This is a genomic window from Bradyrhizobium sp. 613_E4_N2_2, from assembly GCF_052075995.1.
Classification (GTDB): domain Bacteria; phylum Pseudomonadota; class Alphaproteobacteria; order Rhizobiales; family Xanthobacteraceae; genus Bradyrhizobium; species Bradyrhizobium barranii.
Window position 1 is genome coordinate 555,679 of record NZ_CP197234.1, and the last position, 17,364, is coordinate 573,042.

Genomic DNA, 17,364 nt, shown 5'->3' on the forward strand with positions numbered 1-17,364 from the left:
CTCCGTCTCTCCGGAACATTCGGTTCCCCAGCGCGTCATTGTGATGCGACCCACTGCGCGCTTGGCGCTGGGAGGAGGCCGAGGTGGTCAGGTCCGCTTTCATGTCCGGACGCATGGGACTGGCGCTGGCGGGCGCTGCTCTCATGATTGCGGCAGTGCTGCTGCCGAATAAAGCCGAGGCACAGTTCGGATTGCGCGGCGGCCCGCTCGGTGTCGCGCGCTTTGCCGTCGGCCACGTGATCGGCATGACACGCCTGCGCCATGCGCGCATGGCGGTACGGGGCGGCCGATACCGCTCCGCCGCGCTGAGGTCGCAGGATCCTCGCGGCGCCGAACGCGGTCAGCCGGCCAACCCCTACATCCTGCGTGCGGCGCTCACGGCGCAAGCTGCGCTGTCGGGCTGGCACGGTGGCCGCCGCCCGCAGGGCTGGTGGCGCCACCCCGATGGCAGCTATGGCTGGGCCGGCCCCGTGTTCTGGCCGTTCGCGCATGACGACCTCACCACCGCAATCATCCTGGGCGATACGACCAGTCTCTCGCTCTATGGCTATGGCGACATCTATGCCGCGATCTTCGCGCCCTATGCGGCCACGGAGTTCGCCGCCTACACAGCGCCGCAAGGCAGGCGCGCGCGAAAGGTCCCTTCGGTCGAGGCCGTTTGCGATGCCAGCGACACCGGCGGCCTGCCGGTCGACCGTATCGCCGCCCTGGTGCAGCCGAACGAATTGCAGCGCGCCGCGCTCGATGAGCTCGCGACCGCCTGGGTCGTTGCGCGCGACACCATCCGCACGGCCTGCCCGACGCAGGCCCCCGCGACCGCCGCGGAGCGCCTCGGCCTGATGCAGACGCGCCTCGCGGCCATGATCAAGGCGACGGACGCTATCGCACCGCCGCTCGCAAAGTTCGTCGATCTCCTCGATGCCGGCCAGAAGGCAAAGCTCGACGCGCTGGCCAATGAGCGCCGTGCCGCGCTTGCGGCCGGCCAGCGCAAGGACGCGCAGGCGCCAGCCGCCTGCGAGGCCGGCTACGATCCCCGCTATGATGTGCAGGCGCAGCGGCAATACGAGCAGCTCGTGCAGCAGCAATGGCCCGCCGGCGAGATCGCGTCCACGCTGAGGCTTGACGACACCGCTCGCGCCCGGCTTGAGGTGCTCCAGGACACCACGCTCCGCACCATGGAGACACTCAGCGCCTGCCCGTCCAAGGCCGAGCCTACGCCGCAGGCCCGCCTCACGGCCGTGAAGGCGCGGCTGGAGACGATGCTGCAGGCGGTGAAGGGCGTCGGCGACGCGCTCGACGATTTCGAGGCAGACTTGAGCAACGAGCAGAAGGCCGGCTTCGAGGCGATCGGGCCGAAGCGAGGGGCGTGATCAGCCGCACGCCCAGTCGAACTTCATGTCCTTGAAGTCGAGCTGCGCGTTGCCGCCGCCGAAATTGTAGCCGCCGAAATATTCCTCGAACTCGATGTAGAACGGGCTCATCTCCGGCACCGCCTGGCACGGCCGCATGGTGCCGCCGAGATGGTTGTGCGCGTGATCCTTGCCCCAGTCGTGCAGGCGGAAATTGTCGCGGCTCGGCACGCCGCCGACATAGTAATAGTAGGGCTGATAACCGGTCGGCGGGTTTTGTCTTGTGTGCTCGTCCTGCGGGCCCTTGCCGGCATTGGGATCGGTCGCGCGCGGCACAAGCGCGATCGCGCGGGTCTCGCTGAGATCGGCGCGCGGCTGCGCGGCAAACATCTTCTTTGCGTAAGGCGCGGCGGCCTCGAAGAAGGCACTGGCGCCGCCGACGTCGAGCCAGCGCGGCCGATCTGCTGTCGCAAGCGGAAGCGGCGCCGGCGGCGCCGCGAATGCGCCCTCATATTCGGCTTTGGTCAGCAGCAACGCGGCATATTCGTAGTCGAGAATGTCGGTCATGCGCGAAAGCCGCGGATGCGCGGGTCGCGCCGCCACGGCCTCGCGAATCTCGGGATCATCGGGCGCCCCGCCGTCATTGTGATCGGGCGCGGTGGCGAAGAACGAGACCGCGACGATGTCCTCGCCATGCACGCGATAATCGTCCGGCAGCTTCAAGGTGAAGCCGTGCATCAGCGGAAAGCCGGTGACGGGATCGAGCGGCCATTGCTCGCTGCTGATGCCCGGCGGCAGGCCAAAGACCCAACCGTGATCGCGCGCACGATCCGCGGGACGGTCCAGCATCTGCAAATCATACGCGCGCGAAGGCAAGGCAAACGCCACGATCGTCTCCATCCGGATTCTCGCCTCGCCATCGAGGCGATGGTTAGTCGCGGGGAGGAGGGATGTGGTTCGTGGGCGCGGTGTGGGAGATGATACCATCCTGCCGGTGTTTTGCCCGACGTGTCAAACCGCTCCGGCACCCGCGTAAGTCATTGATCCGACAGCCCCCGTCTACTGTGCATGGGGTTGTTTTCGCGTTTTTGTTGTTGGCTACCCTCGCCGGCGCGCCGCCGCGGCATCCACTACGTTCTCCACTTCCTCGCGCCAGGACAAAATCTCCATCGCCAGCACCGGGTGATTGAACCCCTTGAGCACGAGGTCGTCGAGCGCGCGGGCTTCGACCCAGGGCTCGACGATGCCGTAGACGCGGCGGCTGACCACGATCTGGTTGGCCTTGGCTTCGTCGCAGAGCCGCGAGGCGAGGTTGGTGACGCTGCCGATCGCGGCATATTCCAGCCGCTGCTCGAAGCCGACCTGGCCGAGCGTGGCATAGCCGAGCGCGATGCCGATGCCGAAGCCGAGCGTGTGCCCGCGGTTGCGCCACTTCTCGGTCAGCGGGCCGATCGTGTCGCGCATCTCCACCGCCATCTGCACCGCGCGCCGCGTGTGGTCCTCGAATTGGATCGGCGCGTTGAACAGGATCATCACGCCGTCGCCGGCATATTTGTCGAGCGTGCCCTCGTATTTGAAGATCAGCTTGCCGAGCGCTGCGTGATATTCGCGCAGCACGTTCATCGCCTCTTCCGGCTCGGTCGCCTCGGTGAAGGCGGTGAAGCCGCGCAAATCGCAGAACAGCACGGTGACCTCGCGGCGATGGCTGTCGAGCAGCGAGTCATGACCATCCGACGAAGCGATGAGCTGGGCGACCTGCGGCGCGAGAAAACGTTCGAGCCGCTTGATGCGGCTAATCTCGCCGAGCTGCTTCTCGACGCGCTCTTCCAGGGAGCGGTTCCAGTTGCGAAGCTGCTCGGTCTGCTCCTGGAGCTTTGCCGCCTGCTGCTGCACGGTGTTATGTGCCGCGGCGAGCTCGCGGCCCTTGTGATCGACCTCGGTGAACAGCCGCGCGTTGCGCATCGCCAGCACGGCCTGGTTGGCAAAGGTGCGCATCAGGCCGGTGAGGCTTCCGCCGAACTCGCCGCCGGCCCGGCGCAGCACCACGAGCGAGCCGAGCGGGCCCTGCTGGTCCACCAGCGGCACCACCAGCACGGAGTGGAAGCCGGCATCGATCGCGACGTCGCGCAGCGGTTGCTCGGAGGCCCGGTCGAGATCGGCAATCGCGATCGGCTCGCCGCTCTCGGCGGCATCGCTCAGGATGTTCGCGCCTTGCTGGATCGTGACATGCGCGCCGTCGGCCGATTTGTCGATGCCGTTGGATTCGATCAGGTTGAAGCGGCGCGTCTCGGCATCGAAGCCGTAGATCAGCACCGCATCGGCATGGGTAATCTCGATCGCGCGCGCGGCGATGGTCGGTAGCACGGCGTTGAGATCGAGCGAGGAGGCGACCGCGCGGCCGACCTCTTCCAGCGCCTTGAGCTCGTTGATCGACTGCGCGAGATCGCGGGTGCGCTCCTCGACCTTGGTCTCCAGGTCCGAATAGGTTTCCTGGAGCTGGCCCGCCATGCGGTTGAACTGGCCGGCGAGGTCTTCCAGCTCGTCGGAAGTGTGGACGTCGATGCGGTGGCTGAAATCGCCTTCGCCGAGCTTGTGCGCGCCGTCGCGCAGCGCCGTGATCGGGATGATCATGCGGCGGGCGAGCAGCGTGCCGGCGAGGATCGCGACCATCAGGCCCATGCCGATCAACAGCGCGATGCGCACGAGCTGGTCGCGGATCGGCATCAACGCCTGCGTCGTCGGCTGCTCGAACATCACGTTCCAGCCGAGCTTCGGCACGGTGCTGGCGGCGCTCATCACCGCATGGCCGTTGAAGTCGGTACCCGACGTGTCGGGCTCGCGGCCGGGCGCAATCGCCGCCGCCACCTGCGGCAGCTTCGACAGATCCTTGCCGACATCGGGCCCTTTCGACGACGTCGCCAGCACGCGGCCGCGCGGATCGACCACATAGGCGAACGCGGCCTTGCCGACCTGGGCGTCGGACAGGAAGTCGGAGAGGAAGCTGAGATCGATCTCGGCCACGGTGACGCCGGCATTGAAGCCGGAATGCGCCACCGAGATCGACATCATCGGCGTCCGGTCGGAGAACCAGGCCGGCGCGTAGCTGACGCCGCGGGCAACCGTGTCGGTGAAGCGCATGTCGCGGGAGAGGTCGGCATTGCCACCGGTCGTGGTCGATTGGCGCGAGACGCGCAGCACCTCGCGTCCCTCGCCGTTGAGCTGGAACAGCTGATTGACGACCGAGACCTGGTGCAGGAGCGATGCGTAGTCGGCGCGGCGCTTCTCGAGCGTGTCCTGGCTTGCCCGCGTCACCCAGCTGATCTGGCGCTCGAGCTCGGAGATCGACTGCTCGATCCGCCGGGCGGCTCCTTGCGCCTTGTCGTCGAGCCCGTCGGTCAGCTGGGTCTTGGTGGCGCGATAGGAGATCCAGGTCTCCATCGCGCCGTTGACGGCGAGGACAAACACGACGAGGCCGACGAGGGAGACGACGTATTTGGCGAACAGGCCCTCGCGCAGAAACCGTGTCTTGTCTTTCGCTCCCGCCATCCAGATCCTCTCGCGCCGTCATCGACGCCGGCGCTACGGGCCGTACCGGTCCAGGCGCCCTTCTACCACAATTCGGGCCAGGAGACGGTCCTGCGACCGGTCGACCGCCCAGCGTGGTTACCCGCTGTCGACGCCGGGCTAGGCCGAAAGGGTCGTGAATTGTCGCGGCCTCATCCCTTCGGATGAAGCGGCGGACGGGGAGGCCGATGTAGGGATTGGCGTGGAGTCCAGTGCGTTGGTCGGCCAATCATCGATTAAAGAGCTGTCGCAGCACGTCGTTCATCGGCTGGCTGTCCTGCTGCACCACCGCCGGGTCGTCCTGGGCCGGGGGCGCGGGAGAGGCTTGCGGAGCGGGGGTGGACGGTGTTGCCGGCAGGCCGCGGCTGCGGCCGGTGCCAGTGCTGGTCCCCGCGCCGCCGGAAAGCCCTTGCTGGATCAAATTGCCGATCGCCTCGCCCAGCGGGCCGCCGAGCGGGTTGTTCTGTCCCGGTTGCTGGGTTTGCGGATTGGCATTGCCGGCCGCGTTGCCGCTGCCCGGCGCTGCGGCGCCGCCCAATCCGAGGCTGCCCAGAATATTGCCGAGCCCGGCGCCGTCAGGGCCGAACAGGCCCTTGCCCATCTCGCGCAGCTTGGCATAGGCGGCGTCCGGATTGTCCAGCATGCCGGCCATGTCTGGGTAGATCCGCGGCTGCGACCAACTGCCCTGGATCATCACGGGAATGCCGAAGCCGACCGGCTCCGACGCGCGGCCCTGGCCTTCGGTGGTCATCACGAGCTTCGGCTCGACGCGAAAACCCATCATCTTGGTGTCGAGCGCGATGGTGCCGGCGCCGGTCACGCGCACCAGCGGTCCGATCAGGTTGAGATCGGTCGTCACTGCCTGACCCTTGTCGATGCGGAAGGACGCCGAGAGCTGCGACAGATCCGTGCTCTGGGCCTCGCTGTCCTGCCAGCCCGACAGCGTACCCGATGTCAGCGAGCGGATCATCTGCGCGATATTGATGCCGCGGATGGCGCCGTCCTGGAAATTGACGAAGGCCGTGCCCTGCATGTTCGCCATCAGCGCGCGCTGGCTGGTGCCGGCGCTGCGCAACGCGAGCTTGGCCTGCAGCTTGCCGTCGATCCGGTCGAACTCGGCAAGGCCCTGGAGCAGCGGCAATGCGCGCACGCCGACGAGATCGGAATGCATGGCAAAGCTCGGTGCGCCGCTTGTGGCATCCAGGATCACCTCGCCCGAGACCTGGCCGTCATAGGCGCCGAGATTGGCGGTGCCGGCCTTCAGCACGCCGCCGGCGAGCTTCGCATCGAGCGCCAGCGGCGCGATGCGCGTATCGCCGATCACGGCCTCGTTCGCGGAGATCCTGATTTGTGCGTCGACATAATTGAGCCCGGACACGTCGATCGGTGCATTGCTCCAGGGCTGTCCCGACGTGCCCTCCGGCGATTTCGCGACCGGAATCGCGAGCCGCTGGAAGTCGAGATCGACCTTGACCAGAGGCTTGCTCGCAATATCGACCGAGGCCCAGCCGTTGAAGGCGCCGTCGCCGAGCCTGCCGTTCACGCCGTTGATCATCACGACATCGCCGCTCAGCCGCATCTCGGCATGACCGGTGAGCTGGGATTTCAGCACATCGGGCATGTCGATGGCGAAATCCACCGGAATGGTCGGTCGGTCGGCCGGCGGCGCCGGCGTCGACGCCTTGATGTCGAACTTGGTCGGGTGATCGCCGACCCGCGCGGTGCCGGCGATGTCGACCTTGCGGTCGCGGCCAACGACTGCGTCGGCGTTGATGGCGCTGATGCGGCCCTCGACACGGTCGCGCACGCGCGCGAATGCGACTTCACCGTCGATGACCTTGACGCGGTCGATGGTCGCACCACCGGTGTCGAGCGCCAGCGGCTTCGACGCGGTGCCGGCATTCGGCAGTCGCTCACGCAGCAGCGGCTGGTGGAGCACGGGATGGGTGACGACGAGTTCGCTGATCTTCGGGCTGCCCGACCATACGCTCGAGAGCGACATGTCGGCCTGCACGCTGTCGACCGTCAGGCGCGTGATGCCGCTGCGGTCCTTCGGGTCCTGAAGCGTGAGATCGTTGAGCGTGACGTTCAGCGTCGGCCACAGGCTGATCTTCGTGGTGCCGTCGATGGACAGGCGATAACCGGTCGCGCTCTCGACCCGCGAGGCAATCGTCGTGGTCAGGAATCCCGAGGGAATCCCGACCACGAGGAGAAGCCCGATCACGATGATGACGGCGGCGATCGCCGCGCCGGCGAATTTCACTGCTCTCATGTCAACTTTCCAACGACGGACAATCGGCGGCGAATCCCGCAGATGACCGTCCTATGCATCCGTCCTTTGCACCTGAGTTTATCCCCGGACGGGAAGCGGCTCCAAGCACGTAAAAATAGTCAGGGGGTGCTGCAAAGTTATGTGACTTATGACACACTTCGCCGGCGCGGTATTACGCGATCCTGATTTGATGGTTCCAAGCGATTTGCCAGGGAAACTGGCTAAGGAAATTCACAAGGACATTGAAATGAGCAAGCAGGCCGAATTTGCGGTCATCCTGAAGATGAACGCGATGTTCGCCGATCTCGGCGCAGACGAGCTCCAGCGGCTGTCGAATCTCTGCCACACCCAGCATCTGGGGAATGGCGAGGTGCTGTTCCAGAAGGGCGATGCGGGGGACGCGCTGTTCGGCATGCGCCGGGGCCAGGTCCGTATCGAGACCGGCGTCTCCGACGGCAGCCGTCTGACCCTGAACTTCATGGGGCCGGGCGACCTGTTCGGCGAGGTCGCGGTGCTGGACGGCCAGAGCCGGACTGCGGATGCGACCGCAGGCGAAGCCAGTGAACTGTTCGTGCTGCGGCGCGAAGATTTTCTCAGCTTCCTCGAACGCGAGCCGAAGGTCGCGATCAAGATCATCGCGCTGCTGTGCCAGCGCATCCGCTGGCAGAGCGAGCGCATGGAAGAATCCATGCTGCAACCCCTGCCGGTGCGGCTGGCACGGCGGCTCTGCGCGCTCGCCGCCGATTTCGGCTCGGAGGTCCACATCTCGCAGGAGCAGCTCGGCATCTTCGTCGGCGCGGCCCGCGAGAGCGTCAACCGCCAGCTTCAGGCCTGGCGGAAGGAGGCGATCCTGGACCTCCAGCGCGGCCGCATCCTGCTGCGGAACATGACCAAGCTGACGGCGATCGCGCGGAACGAGTAGAGAGATCGGCTAAACCTTCGTCGTTCGGACGGCGCGACCGGTGCGCTTGAACGCTTCGTAGCGGAGACGATCTCCTGCGACGCCGGGTTCGCTGACACCGCTCGCTGAACCAGCTTGAGCTGTCGACGTATCACGGCTACTCCGCCGCTGGGTGTACCATGCCCTTTTTATCCGGCGCCGTGCCGTGATGATCGGCGGTGTCGGCATCCTCGCTGTGCACGATCAGGCGCTTTGCGAATCGCCAGATCAGGGCGCCGAGATCGTCCATCACCATGAACATCGCGGGCACGAACACCAGCGACAGGATGGTCGAGAAGATCAGGCCGCCGATCACCGCGAGCGCCATCGGCGAGCGGAACTCGCCGCCGGCGCCGACCGCGAGCGCGCTCGGCGTCATGCCCGCGGCCATCGCGATCGTGGTCATCACGATCGGGCGCGCGCGCTTCATGCCGGCGTCGATCATCGCTTCCTCGCGCGGCTTGCCGGCGCGGATTGCCTCGATGGCGAATTCCACCAGCATGATCGCGTTCTTGGTGACGATACCCATCAGCATCAGAATGCCGATCCAGACCGGCGTGGTGAGCTGCTTGCCGGTGATGAGCAGGGCGGCGATGGCGCCGCCGATCGAGAGCGGCAGCGAGAACAGGATGGTGATCGGCTGCAGGAAGGTGCCGAACAGCAGCACCAGCACGGCGTAGACCATCATCAGGCCCGCGGTGATCGCAGTGGCGAAGCCGTCGGACAGCTCGTTCAGGCTTTCGGCGTCGCCGGAGGGCGAGACCTTCACGCCCTTCGGCCGGCTCTTCATCACCGGCAGGTCGTAGATCTTCTTGGTCGCGTCGCCGAGTGCGGCGGAGCCGACGAGGTCGGCGGCGACGGTTGCCTGCCGCTCACGATCGTAGCGGTTGATGCTGGTCGGACCCTGGTCGAGCTTGACGTCGGCGATGACCGAGAGCGGCACGCCGCCCTTCTCGCCGCGCTCGCCGAGCGGCACGCGCAGCTGTTCGAGCGTCCTCAGATTACCGCGCGCGGCGTCCTCGAGCTGGACGCGGATCGGCACCAGGCGGTCGCCGACGTCGAACTTGGCGAGCGCGGGCCCGACATCGCCGATGGTGGCGACGCGGATGGTCTGCGACAGGCTTTCCGTGGAGACGCCGAGGCGCGCGGCGAGATCTGCGCGCGGCTCGATGCGCAGCTCGGGCCGCTCGAGCGTGGTTTCCGAGATCACGTTGGAGATCGTCGGAATCCGCTTCATCTGCGTCGCGAGCTCGCTGGCGACGTTGTTGACGATGTTGGCGTCGACGCCGGTCACGACCAGCGAGATGGCGCGCAGGCCGTTCTCGTCGAGGAACCAGAAGCGGATGTCGGGAACGTTCTCCAGCTCCTGGCTGATCGAGAATTCGAGCTCGCGCTGGGTGATGTCGCGGCTGTCCTTGGGCGTGTAGTTGATGATCAGAGAGGCGCGCCGGACTTCCTGGGTGCCCGGCGGGACGCGCCCGCCATCGACGAAGATGCTCTTCACCTCCGGCCGCTTGCGCAGGCGTGCGACGATGTCCTCGGTGACCTTCTCGGTGTAGGCAAGCTGGGTGCCCGGCGGCAGCTCGAGCGCCAGCAGCGAGCGCGCGCTGTCCTGCGCCGGCAGGAAGCCCTGCGGCAGCAGCGTGATGCTCCAGATTGAGGCGGCGAACACCCCGAAGCCGATCAGCACGGTGATGAAATGGTGCTTCACCGACCAGGCCACGATCCTGTGATAGGCCCGCAGCACGCGGCCGGGCGGCGGCTCTTCGTGCGCATGGTGCTTGAGGAAGTAGGCGGCCAGCACCGGCGTGACGAAGCGCGCCGCGAGCAGCGAGAAGAACACTTGCACCGAGACGGTGATGCCGAACTGCTTGAAGAACTGTCCGGCGATGCCCGACATGAAGCTCGCTGGCGCGAAGATCGCAATGATGGTCAGCGAGATCGCGATCACCGCAAGGCCGATCTCGTCTGCGGCTTCAAGTGCGGCACGATAGGGCGATTTGCCCATGTTCATGTGCCGGACGATGTTCTCGATCTCGACGATGGCGTCGTCGACGAGAATACCTGTCGACAGCGTGATGGCGAGGAAGCTGACGAGGTTCAGCGAGAAGCCGAGAAGGTCCATCGCCCAGAACGCCGGGAAGATCGACAGCGGGAGCGAGATCGCGGCAATGATGGTGGCGCGCAGGTCCCGCAGGAACAGGAGCACGATGATGACGGCAAGGATGGCGCCTTCGAACAGGGTCGAGATCGCCGCGTGGTAATTGCCGTTGGTATATTCGACCGAGGTGTCGATCACCTTCAGGTCGACGTCGGGATAGGCGGCCTTCAGCGCGTCGATGCGCTTCTGCACGGCCTCGGCCACCTTCACATCGCTGGCGCCCTTGGATCGCTTGATGCCGAGCGCGACCACCGGCTCGCCGTTGAAGCGGGCGAAGGTGCGGCGGTCGGCGATGGTGTCGGTGACGGTGCCGAGATCGTCGAGCCGGACCTCACCGCCGCCGAACAGCGGGATCATGGTGCCGGCGAGATCGCCCAGTGTCTTCGCGCCCGCAAGCGTGCGGATCGCCTGGTCGTTCTTGCCGATCTCGGCGCGGCCGCCGGCGACGTCGACATTGGTGCCGCGCAGGCTTTGGCTGACATTGACCGCGGTCAGCCCCATCGCCTGCATCCGGTCCGGATCGAGCGAGACCAGGATCTCGCGCTCGACACCGCCGATGCGCTCGACCTGGGCAACGCCGCGCACGCCCTGCAGCGCGCGCTTGACGACGTCGTCGACGAAATAGGAGAGCTGCTCGGGCGTCTTGCCGGGCGAGATCGCGGCATAGGTGACGATCGGCAGGCCGATGACGTCGACGCGCTGGATCAGCGGCTCGGTGACGTTCTGCGGCAGGTTGGAGCGCACGCGCGTCACCGCGTCCTTGACGTCGTTGAGCGCGCGGTCGGTGTTGGTTTCCAGCGCGAACTGGATGGTGGTCACTGACACGCCGTCGGTGATCGAGGAGGTGATGTGCCTGACCCCCTCGACGCCGGAGACGGCATCTTCAACCGTCTTGGTGACCTGGGATTCGAGCTCAGCGGGTGCTGCGCCGAACTGCGACACCACGACCGAGATCACGGGAATGTCGGCCGAAGGCAGCCGCGTCACCGCGAGCTTGGTGAAGGACACCCAGCCGAGGACCAGGAGGATGATCGAGAAGACGACCGACGGCAGCGGATTGCGGATCGACCAAGCCGAGATATTGAGAGCCATCAGCGTACCCGCGTGCGATCGAGTTCATCGGCGAACATGGTCTTGATCTGGTCGCCGTCATGGAGCGAAGAGCCGGCGTCGGCCACGACGATTTCGCCGACCTCGAGGCCTTCCAGAATTTCCGTCGCGCTGTCGGACGACAGCCCGACCCGTACCTTGCGCGTCTCGACAATATTGTTTTTGACGACCTGAATGGTGAGATGGTCGATCGCGGTCTTGGGGATCGAGACGCCGCAGCTTCGCTTGGCGTCGATCGAGGCGCGGGCAAACACGCCGACCTTGAGCGAAGGATTGTTGGTGACGCTGATGCGGACGCGGCCGAGCTGCGTGGTGCGGTCGATTTCGGGCGCGACCAGCCGGACCCGGCCGATCAAATCGGGCGCGTCATCGCGGCTGATGCGCACGGTCGCGCCGGGATTGAGCTTGGGCATGTGCACCGCCGGGACCTGGGCGTCGAGCTCGATCTCGTTGTTGACGGCGATGCGGAACATCGGGCCGGCCTGCGGCGAGGCGGGCGCGCCGACGATGGTGCGTACTTCGGTAACGAGGCCCGGCGCGGGCGCCTTCAGCGAGATCGGGCCTTGCGTGCCGGGTCTTTGTGGCTGGCCGGGGATCTGCGGCGGCGCCGTCAGGCGCGCCAGCTCCTGATTGTCGGTGACCATGGCGCCTTCGGTGACAAAGAGGTCGGTGACCCTGGAGCCTTCCTGGTCGGCGACGACCACGGCCTCGCGGCGCGGCACGAAGAAGCCGGTCACCCGCACGAGGTCGGAGAAGCAGGCGTTGGTCGACTTCGTCACGATGACGAGCGCCTCGCTCGGCGTTTCCTTCGCCTCGGGGCGATGCCGATGCTCGAACAGATAATAGCCGACGCCGAGCGCAACGACGAACACCACGGTTCCGGCAGGCTTGAGATATTCGGAGGCGTTCATCGCCGGATTGTCCTGGCCTGGCTCACGGCCATCCGCACGAGGCCTGCTGAGAGCGTTTCCCTGAAATAAAGCGGCGTCCCACAAGGCTGCGGGACGCGCTTTTGAAGCAAGACTTTACACCACATCACGACTTGGCACTTCAAAGGATTTGGCACTTCAAAGGATTACGTCGTGCTCTCACTTCGATGCGGTGGTCTTGTTTTCCATGTTGACGACCTGGACGCGACGATTGACCTCCGCCATCGGCTGGGCCGGGTCCTTCAGCTTGCTCTTGCCGTAGCCGACGGTGACGAGATCGGTCGCAGAGATGCCGTACTTGTCGACGAGGTAGCGCTTGATCGAATCCGCGCGGCGCTCCGACAGGTCCTGATTATAGCCCTCGCCGCCGGCGGCGTCGGTGTGGCCGGCAACCACGAAGGTCGAGCCCTTCAGGTCGGGGCTGGTCAGCGCGCGACCGAGCGCCTGTACCGAGCCGAGCGACTTGGCGCTGATATTGGCCGAGTTGTAGTCGAACGTGATTTCAAGATCGATATTCGGCTTGTCCTTGGCCACCGACGCGATCTCTTCGCGCTCGGTCGACGAAAGCGAGCGCGTCGAGCGGCCGCGCACGGACTGGATCAGCTTGGTTTCCGCCGCACTGGGTGCGGGATCGGCCTGCGGGGCGATCGAGAGGCCGCGGGTCAACGGCTTCTTCGGCGGCGGCGCCAGTGCGCGGACGATCTCGTCCTCGGTAACGTTCTTGCTGTTGCCGTCGTCGCCCGCGAATGCGAGCGGAGTCGTCAGCGACAGAGCGGCGCCGACCGTGATGATGGACAGGATCGCGGTAAATCCCTTTGCAGCCAATCTCATTGCCAGTCCCTCCTGCGCAGCTGACCGCGCGGTTCCAAAAATTCCTGCAATGGCCCCCCGGGAAAGGCCGCCTGCGGCATCCGTCCGTTAGTCTTCCCTGGGCCGCCGAGGGTTCGAGGCGTCTGCCGCCTCAATTCAAAAAAATACTAGCGTACTCCGTAGCTTGCGAACTCTTGAACAATGTTCGGGTCCATCGCCTTGGCATTGGCGATGTCGAGCGCGCCTTCCTGCGCCGAGCCGTTGCGCTGCTTGGCAATCCCGCGGCCAAAGAGCGAGGAGGTCAGGCGCGGGTTGATCTTCAGGGCTGCGTCGAAATCGGCGATGGCGTTCTTGACCGCTCCCGATTTCAGATTGACGAGCCCCCGGCTGTCCAGCGCATCGACGAAATTCGGCCTCAGCCGCAGCGCCTCGTTGCAATCCTTCAGCGCGCCCTGGAGGTCGCCGACCACGGTGCGGGTCCAGCAGCGGTTGTTCAACGCCTCGACGTCCTTCGCGTTGATCCGAAGCGTCTCGTCGAAATCCTTGATGGCCAAATTGTAGGCGCCCTTGCTGGCATAGACCTGACCGCGCCGGTACAGCGCGTTCACGTCATCAGGATTGGCGGCGATCTTGGCCGTCAGGCCCTTGATGGTCGGATCCTCCGCCAGCGCGGCCGCGCTCGGCCCGCTATCCATGCTCGGTGCGGGGGTGGTCTCGGCTGGTTTCACCGGCGGTGGCGCCGGCGGCAAGGCGGCCTCGACCTGCGGTTTCGGTGAGGGCGCCGGTGCTGGTGCCGGAGCAGGTGCCGCTGCCGTGTCCGCCGGCTTCGGCGGCGGAGGCGGTGCGGGCGGAGCCGGCGGCGGGTTGTTGGCGACGACCGGCGGCGATGGCGGTGGTGCCGTCATCGACGGACGCGATCCGCCGGCGCCCGGAATGAAGGAAAAATCCTCGGCGAGGGAAGAGGAGATCCACGGCACCTGTTCGCCGCGCGAGGCGCGGGTGACGCCCATCTTGGTGCGGTTCAGCGTCTCCTCGGCCATCAGGTCGGGGACGCGGATCTCCTTCAGGAGCTCCTGGACGAACAGGCTGTGATCGCCGCCCGCGTCCGAGACCACCGAGGCCAGTGCCGCCGAGTACATCACCAGCGTGCCGTTCGGCGCGATGACCGGCGTCAGGCCGGCCGAGAAGCTGCGGAACCGGCGCTCGAAGGGATTGCGCCTGGAGGCGTCGACCAGCGCGATCTTGACGCCCGCGCCGCGGGTATTGAGCTCGCCGAGCACGGTCTCCAGGCTGAAACCGTCGCGGCGCACGTCGGATTCGGTCCAGATCTGCGCGTCGATCGGCAGCATGTAGCTCTGGCGCGCTGACTGGATGCCGAAACCGCTGAAGAAGATCAGCGCCACCGAGCCCGGCTTGATCTTGCCATAGAGCTTGTCGAAGGCGCGGCGCATGCCGTCGCCGGTCAGGTTCTCGCCGATTTCAACGGAAAAGCCGTCGCGCTTTAGCTCGTCGGCGACGTCGCGCGCGTCGTTGAGCGGTTCCTTCAGCGGGGCGTCCGCGTCCGGATATTTGGCGTTGCCGATGACCAACGCATAACGGTCGCCGGCGGCCAGGGATGGCGCAACCGGGACGAGCGAAACGAGCAAGGGCAGAAGAAAAAGGAAGCGAATTTTCATAATCAGCGCGGTCCAGCCAAAAAGGCGCCGTTCCCAGCTTGCGCCGCGGCGACCTTAACTTACGCAATGTGCATTATCAAACCGCGGAAGGGGGGCGTCAACCGCTTGGAGATTCGGCATTATCGCGACAATTGACCGCGATGCATGGGCGCGCCGGGAGGGGAATAAACGGACTATCACGGTTGTGCTCGGCGCCATCTGGTTCGACTCTGCGGCAGGATGCTGGAGCAGCCGCGACAAAGAAGATGTGAGGGGTCTCACATAGCAGGCTGGACGCTGTCGCAGCCCTCCGGTGTTTGACCTTTGCGGCCGACAATGGCTTGGTGCGCTTGATCGTCCCCGAAGGTCCAACTCAGAAAAGAAAACCATGGGAAACGCCTACGAAATCTACGCCCTGCGTTATGCGACGATGTCGCCACGCACCCCCAACATGAACTTCCTTCAGCCCGACCCGCATGACAGCGCGGCACAGGATCTCGACTATTTCGTCTGGCTGATCCGCGGCGGCGGCCGCGACATCCTGGTGGACACCGGTTTCAACGCCGAGGAGGCGAGCGCGCGGGCGCGCAAGCTGACGCTCAATCCGGTCGATGCGCTGGAGCGCTTTGGCGTCGCGGCGTCGAGCGTTCGCGACATTATCGTGACGCATCTGCATTACGACCACGCCGGCAATCTCGATCGCTTCCCGAACGCGCGCTTCCATCTCCAGGAGCGCGAGATGGCTTACGCGACGGGACGCTGCATGTGTAACGGACTGCTGCGACATCCGTTCTCGGTCGAGCACGTCACGCAGATGGTGCGTCATGTCTATGGCGAGCGCGTCAATTTCTATTCCGGCGACGGCGAGGTGGCGCCCGGCGTCACCGTGCATCGTGTCGGCGGCCATTCCGATGGCTTGCAGGTGGTCAAGGTCGAGACCGCGCGCGGGCCGGTGGTGCTGGCGTCCGATGCCGCACACTACTACGCCAATCTGCAGCGCAGGAGTCCGTTCCCCATCGTCTACAATATCGGCGACATGGCGCAGGGCTGGGAGACGATCGAACGCCTCGCCGGTCATCCTGACAGGTTCATTCCCGGCCACGATCCGATCGTGACGGAGATCTATCCGCGTGCCAGCGACAAGGTCGATGCCTGGGCGCTGCATTTGCCGCCGTCGCGGTCGTTTGCGAAGTGACGGAATCCGGGGCGTGGTGTCAGCGAGTGCCGGCAGGATCCGCACAAGCAACGATATCGCGGGGAGATTTTCGAGCCGCTACCTCCGGCGGAGAGAATACCGCCAGGTATCCTCCGTCCCCTGCGAGCTTATATGTGGCAACCTCGCGATAGCCGACGGCGGTCAATTCGCAGCGCAAGAGCTCAATTGGCGTGCCATGCTTCGACGTCGGAAGCTCAAGATCGACAATTCCGACCCGCGCATCCTGCTTTAGAGCGGCCGCGAGATTGTAGAGGAAGGCATAGGGTTGGGCTATCTCGTGATACATGTGCACGAGGATTGCAGCATCCAGCGAGGAAGCGGGCAGACGCGGGTCGTGTGGTTCGCCGAGGGCGAATTGCACGTTCGTCAACTTCAGACGTTCTGTTCGCGTGGCGAGCTCGATGAGGTAATCCCGCGTGACGTCCTGGGCAACGACAGAGCCGGCGGGGCCGACGAGGTGCGAGAGCCTGACCGTGTGGTAGCCGCTGCCTGCTCCAATGTCGCCCACTGTCATACCTGGTTTCAGTTCAAGAGCACGTGCGATTTGACCGGCCTCATTGAGGGCGTCTCGGCGCTCTTCGGCGGCGCGGCGCGGGCTGACGATCCGTGCAACAGGGCGCTGTGGTGAGGGAAACTCGTTTGCAGCGACTCCGGGGGAAGCCAGATAACCTATGTCAGCGGCGTATGCGCGAGTTGCGGCAAACGCCGCAAGTAGCGCCGTTATATAAGCCAGTGCCGTCACGGACCTGCCAAGCTTTCTCAATCGGCCTCCCAAAAGCCGACGTCTGCACCTCTATGAGTACGCGCCCTAATACGCCTCTTTCGCGTCGGCCTCTTCGCTGGTCTGGACTAGGTCGAGGCTCTGTTCGATCTTGCCGAGCAGGGCCGAGAGCTGCTTCCGCTCCTGCGCGGAGAGGCAGGCGAGGATCTCGTCTTCCCGTCGCAGCAATTGCGGGAACAGCTCTTCGTACAGCGCGCGACCCTTCTTCGTCAGTTGCAGGCGGAATTCGCGGCGGTCGGCTTCGTTCTCGACCCGCTCGATCAGCCCCTGGTGTAGCAGCGTGGTCACGGCGCGGCTGATGGTGGATTTGTGCGTGCGCGTGCATTGCGCGATGTACTGCGCGCTACAGGCATCGTTGCGGAAGCCGAGCGTGGCGATCACGCGCCAGGCCGGAATGTCGAGGCCGTGCCGCTCCTGATATTCGACCGCAAGCGCGGAACTCACCTCCGCTGCAAGCCGGTTGAGGCGGAACGGCACGAACTTGAACAAATCGAGCCGCGCTTTCGGCCGCGGCGACGCCTCGTCCATCTCTTGTCTCTTCAGCGCCGCATCGCTGGATGTCCTCGCCAAGACTTGC

The 17,364-nt window shown here is 65.5% G+C and carries 12 protein-coding genes; 3 read left to right on the forward strand and 9 right to left on the reverse strand.

Features of this window, described 5'->3' with window-relative positions; genetic code table 11:
* The first annotated feature begins 101 nt into the window (after nt 1-101).
* On the forward strand, nt 102-1,370 hold the full coding sequence (locus AB7290_RS02620) for a Spy/CpxP family protein refolding chaperone (protein WP_085403659.1): 1,269 nt from the start codon (nt 102-104) through the stop codon (nt 1,368-1,370).
* On the opposite strand, the gene AB7290_RS02625 is transcribed toward AB7290_RS02620, so the two are convergent.
* From AB7290_RS02625 to AB7290_RS02635, 3 genes are all read right to left on the reverse strand, one after another.
* Nucleotides 1,371-2,237 carry a hypothetical protein gene (locus tag AB7290_RS02625; RefSeq protein WP_085403707.1) on the reverse strand — a complete coding sequence of 289 codons (867 nt, stop codon included), beginning with the start codon at nt 2,235-2,237 and terminating at the stop codon, nt 1,371-1,373.
* Between the two features lie 210 nt (nt 2,238-2,447).
* Nucleotides 2,448-4,895: an adenylate/guanylate cyclase domain-containing protein gene (locus tag AB7290_RS02630; protein ID WP_085403658.1), complete on the reverse strand. Its 2,448-nt coding sequence runs from the start codon at nt 4,893-4,895 to the stop codon at nt 2,448-2,450.
* 247 nt (nt 4,896-5,142) lie between these two features.
* Complete coding sequence (locus tag AB7290_RS02635) at nt 5,143-7,185, reverse strand: AsmA family protein (protein WP_085403657.1); 2,043 nt, start codon at nt 7,183-7,185, stop codon at nt 5,143-5,145.
* A gap of 247 nt (nt 7,186-7,432) precedes the next feature.
* Between AB7290_RS02635 and AB7290_RS02640 the strand changes: the two genes are divergently transcribed.
* On the forward strand, nt 7,433-8,107 hold the full coding sequence (locus AB7290_RS02640) for a Crp/Fnr family transcriptional regulator (protein WP_135215353.1): 675 nt from the start codon (nt 7,433-7,435) through the stop codon (nt 8,105-8,107).
* Nucleotides 8,108-8,243: 136 nt separating this feature from the next.
* Here the strand turns inward: AB7290_RS02640 and AB7290_RS02645 are convergent, their stop codons facing one another.
* From AB7290_RS02645 to AB7290_RS02660, 4 genes are all read right to left on the reverse strand, one after another.
* Complete coding sequence (locus AB7290_RS02645) at nt 8,244-11,378, reverse strand: efflux RND transporter permease subunit (RefSeq protein WP_063980494.1); 3,135 nt, start codon at nt 11,376-11,378, stop codon at nt 8,244-8,246.
* Entirely contained in the window at nt 11,378-12,307 is a 930-nt protein-coding gene (locus AB7290_RS02650; protein ID WP_085403655.1) for an efflux RND transporter periplasmic adaptor subunit, read from the reverse strand. Before AB7290_RS02650 ends, AB7290_RS02645 begins: the two co-directional genes overlap by 1 nt.
* Nucleotides 12,308-12,484: 177 nt before the next feature.
* On the reverse strand, nt 12,485-13,156 hold the full coding sequence (locus AB7290_RS02655; protein WP_085403654.1) for an OmpA family protein: 672 nt from the start codon (nt 13,154-13,156) through the stop codon (nt 12,485-12,487).
* Between the two features lie 146 nt (nt 13,157-13,302).
* Entirely contained in the window at nt 13,303-14,811 is a 1,509-nt protein-coding gene (locus AB7290_RS02660; RefSeq protein ID WP_085403653.1) for a caspase family protein, read from the reverse strand.
* 367 nt (nt 14,812-15,178) lie between these two features.
* Here AB7290_RS02660 and AB7290_RS02665 point away from each other — a divergent pair, with 367 nt between their 5' ends.
* The gene (locus AB7290_RS02665) at nt 15,179-15,985 is read left to right on the forward strand and encodes an N-acyl homoserine lactonase family protein (protein WP_085403652.1); all 807 of its coding nucleotides are present in this window, start codon (nt 15,179-15,181) and stop codon (nt 15,983-15,985) included.
* A gap of 19 nt (nt 15,986-16,004) precedes the next feature.
* Here the strand turns inward: AB7290_RS02665 and AB7290_RS02670 are convergent, their stop codons facing one another.
* Complete coding sequence (locus tag AB7290_RS02670; RefSeq protein WP_244623222.1) at nt 16,005-16,769, reverse strand: class I SAM-dependent methyltransferase; 765 nt, start codon at nt 16,767-16,769, stop codon at nt 16,005-16,007.
* Nucleotides 16,770-16,814: 45 nt separating this feature from the next.
* Nucleotides 16,815-17,357 carry a MarR family winged helix-turn-helix transcriptional regulator gene (locus AB7290_RS02675; RefSeq protein WP_085403650.1) on the reverse strand — a complete coding sequence of 181 codons (543 nt, stop codon included), beginning with the start codon at nt 17,355-17,357 and terminating at the stop codon, nt 16,815-16,817.
* Between the last annotated feature and the right edge of the window lie 7 nt (nt 17,358-17,364).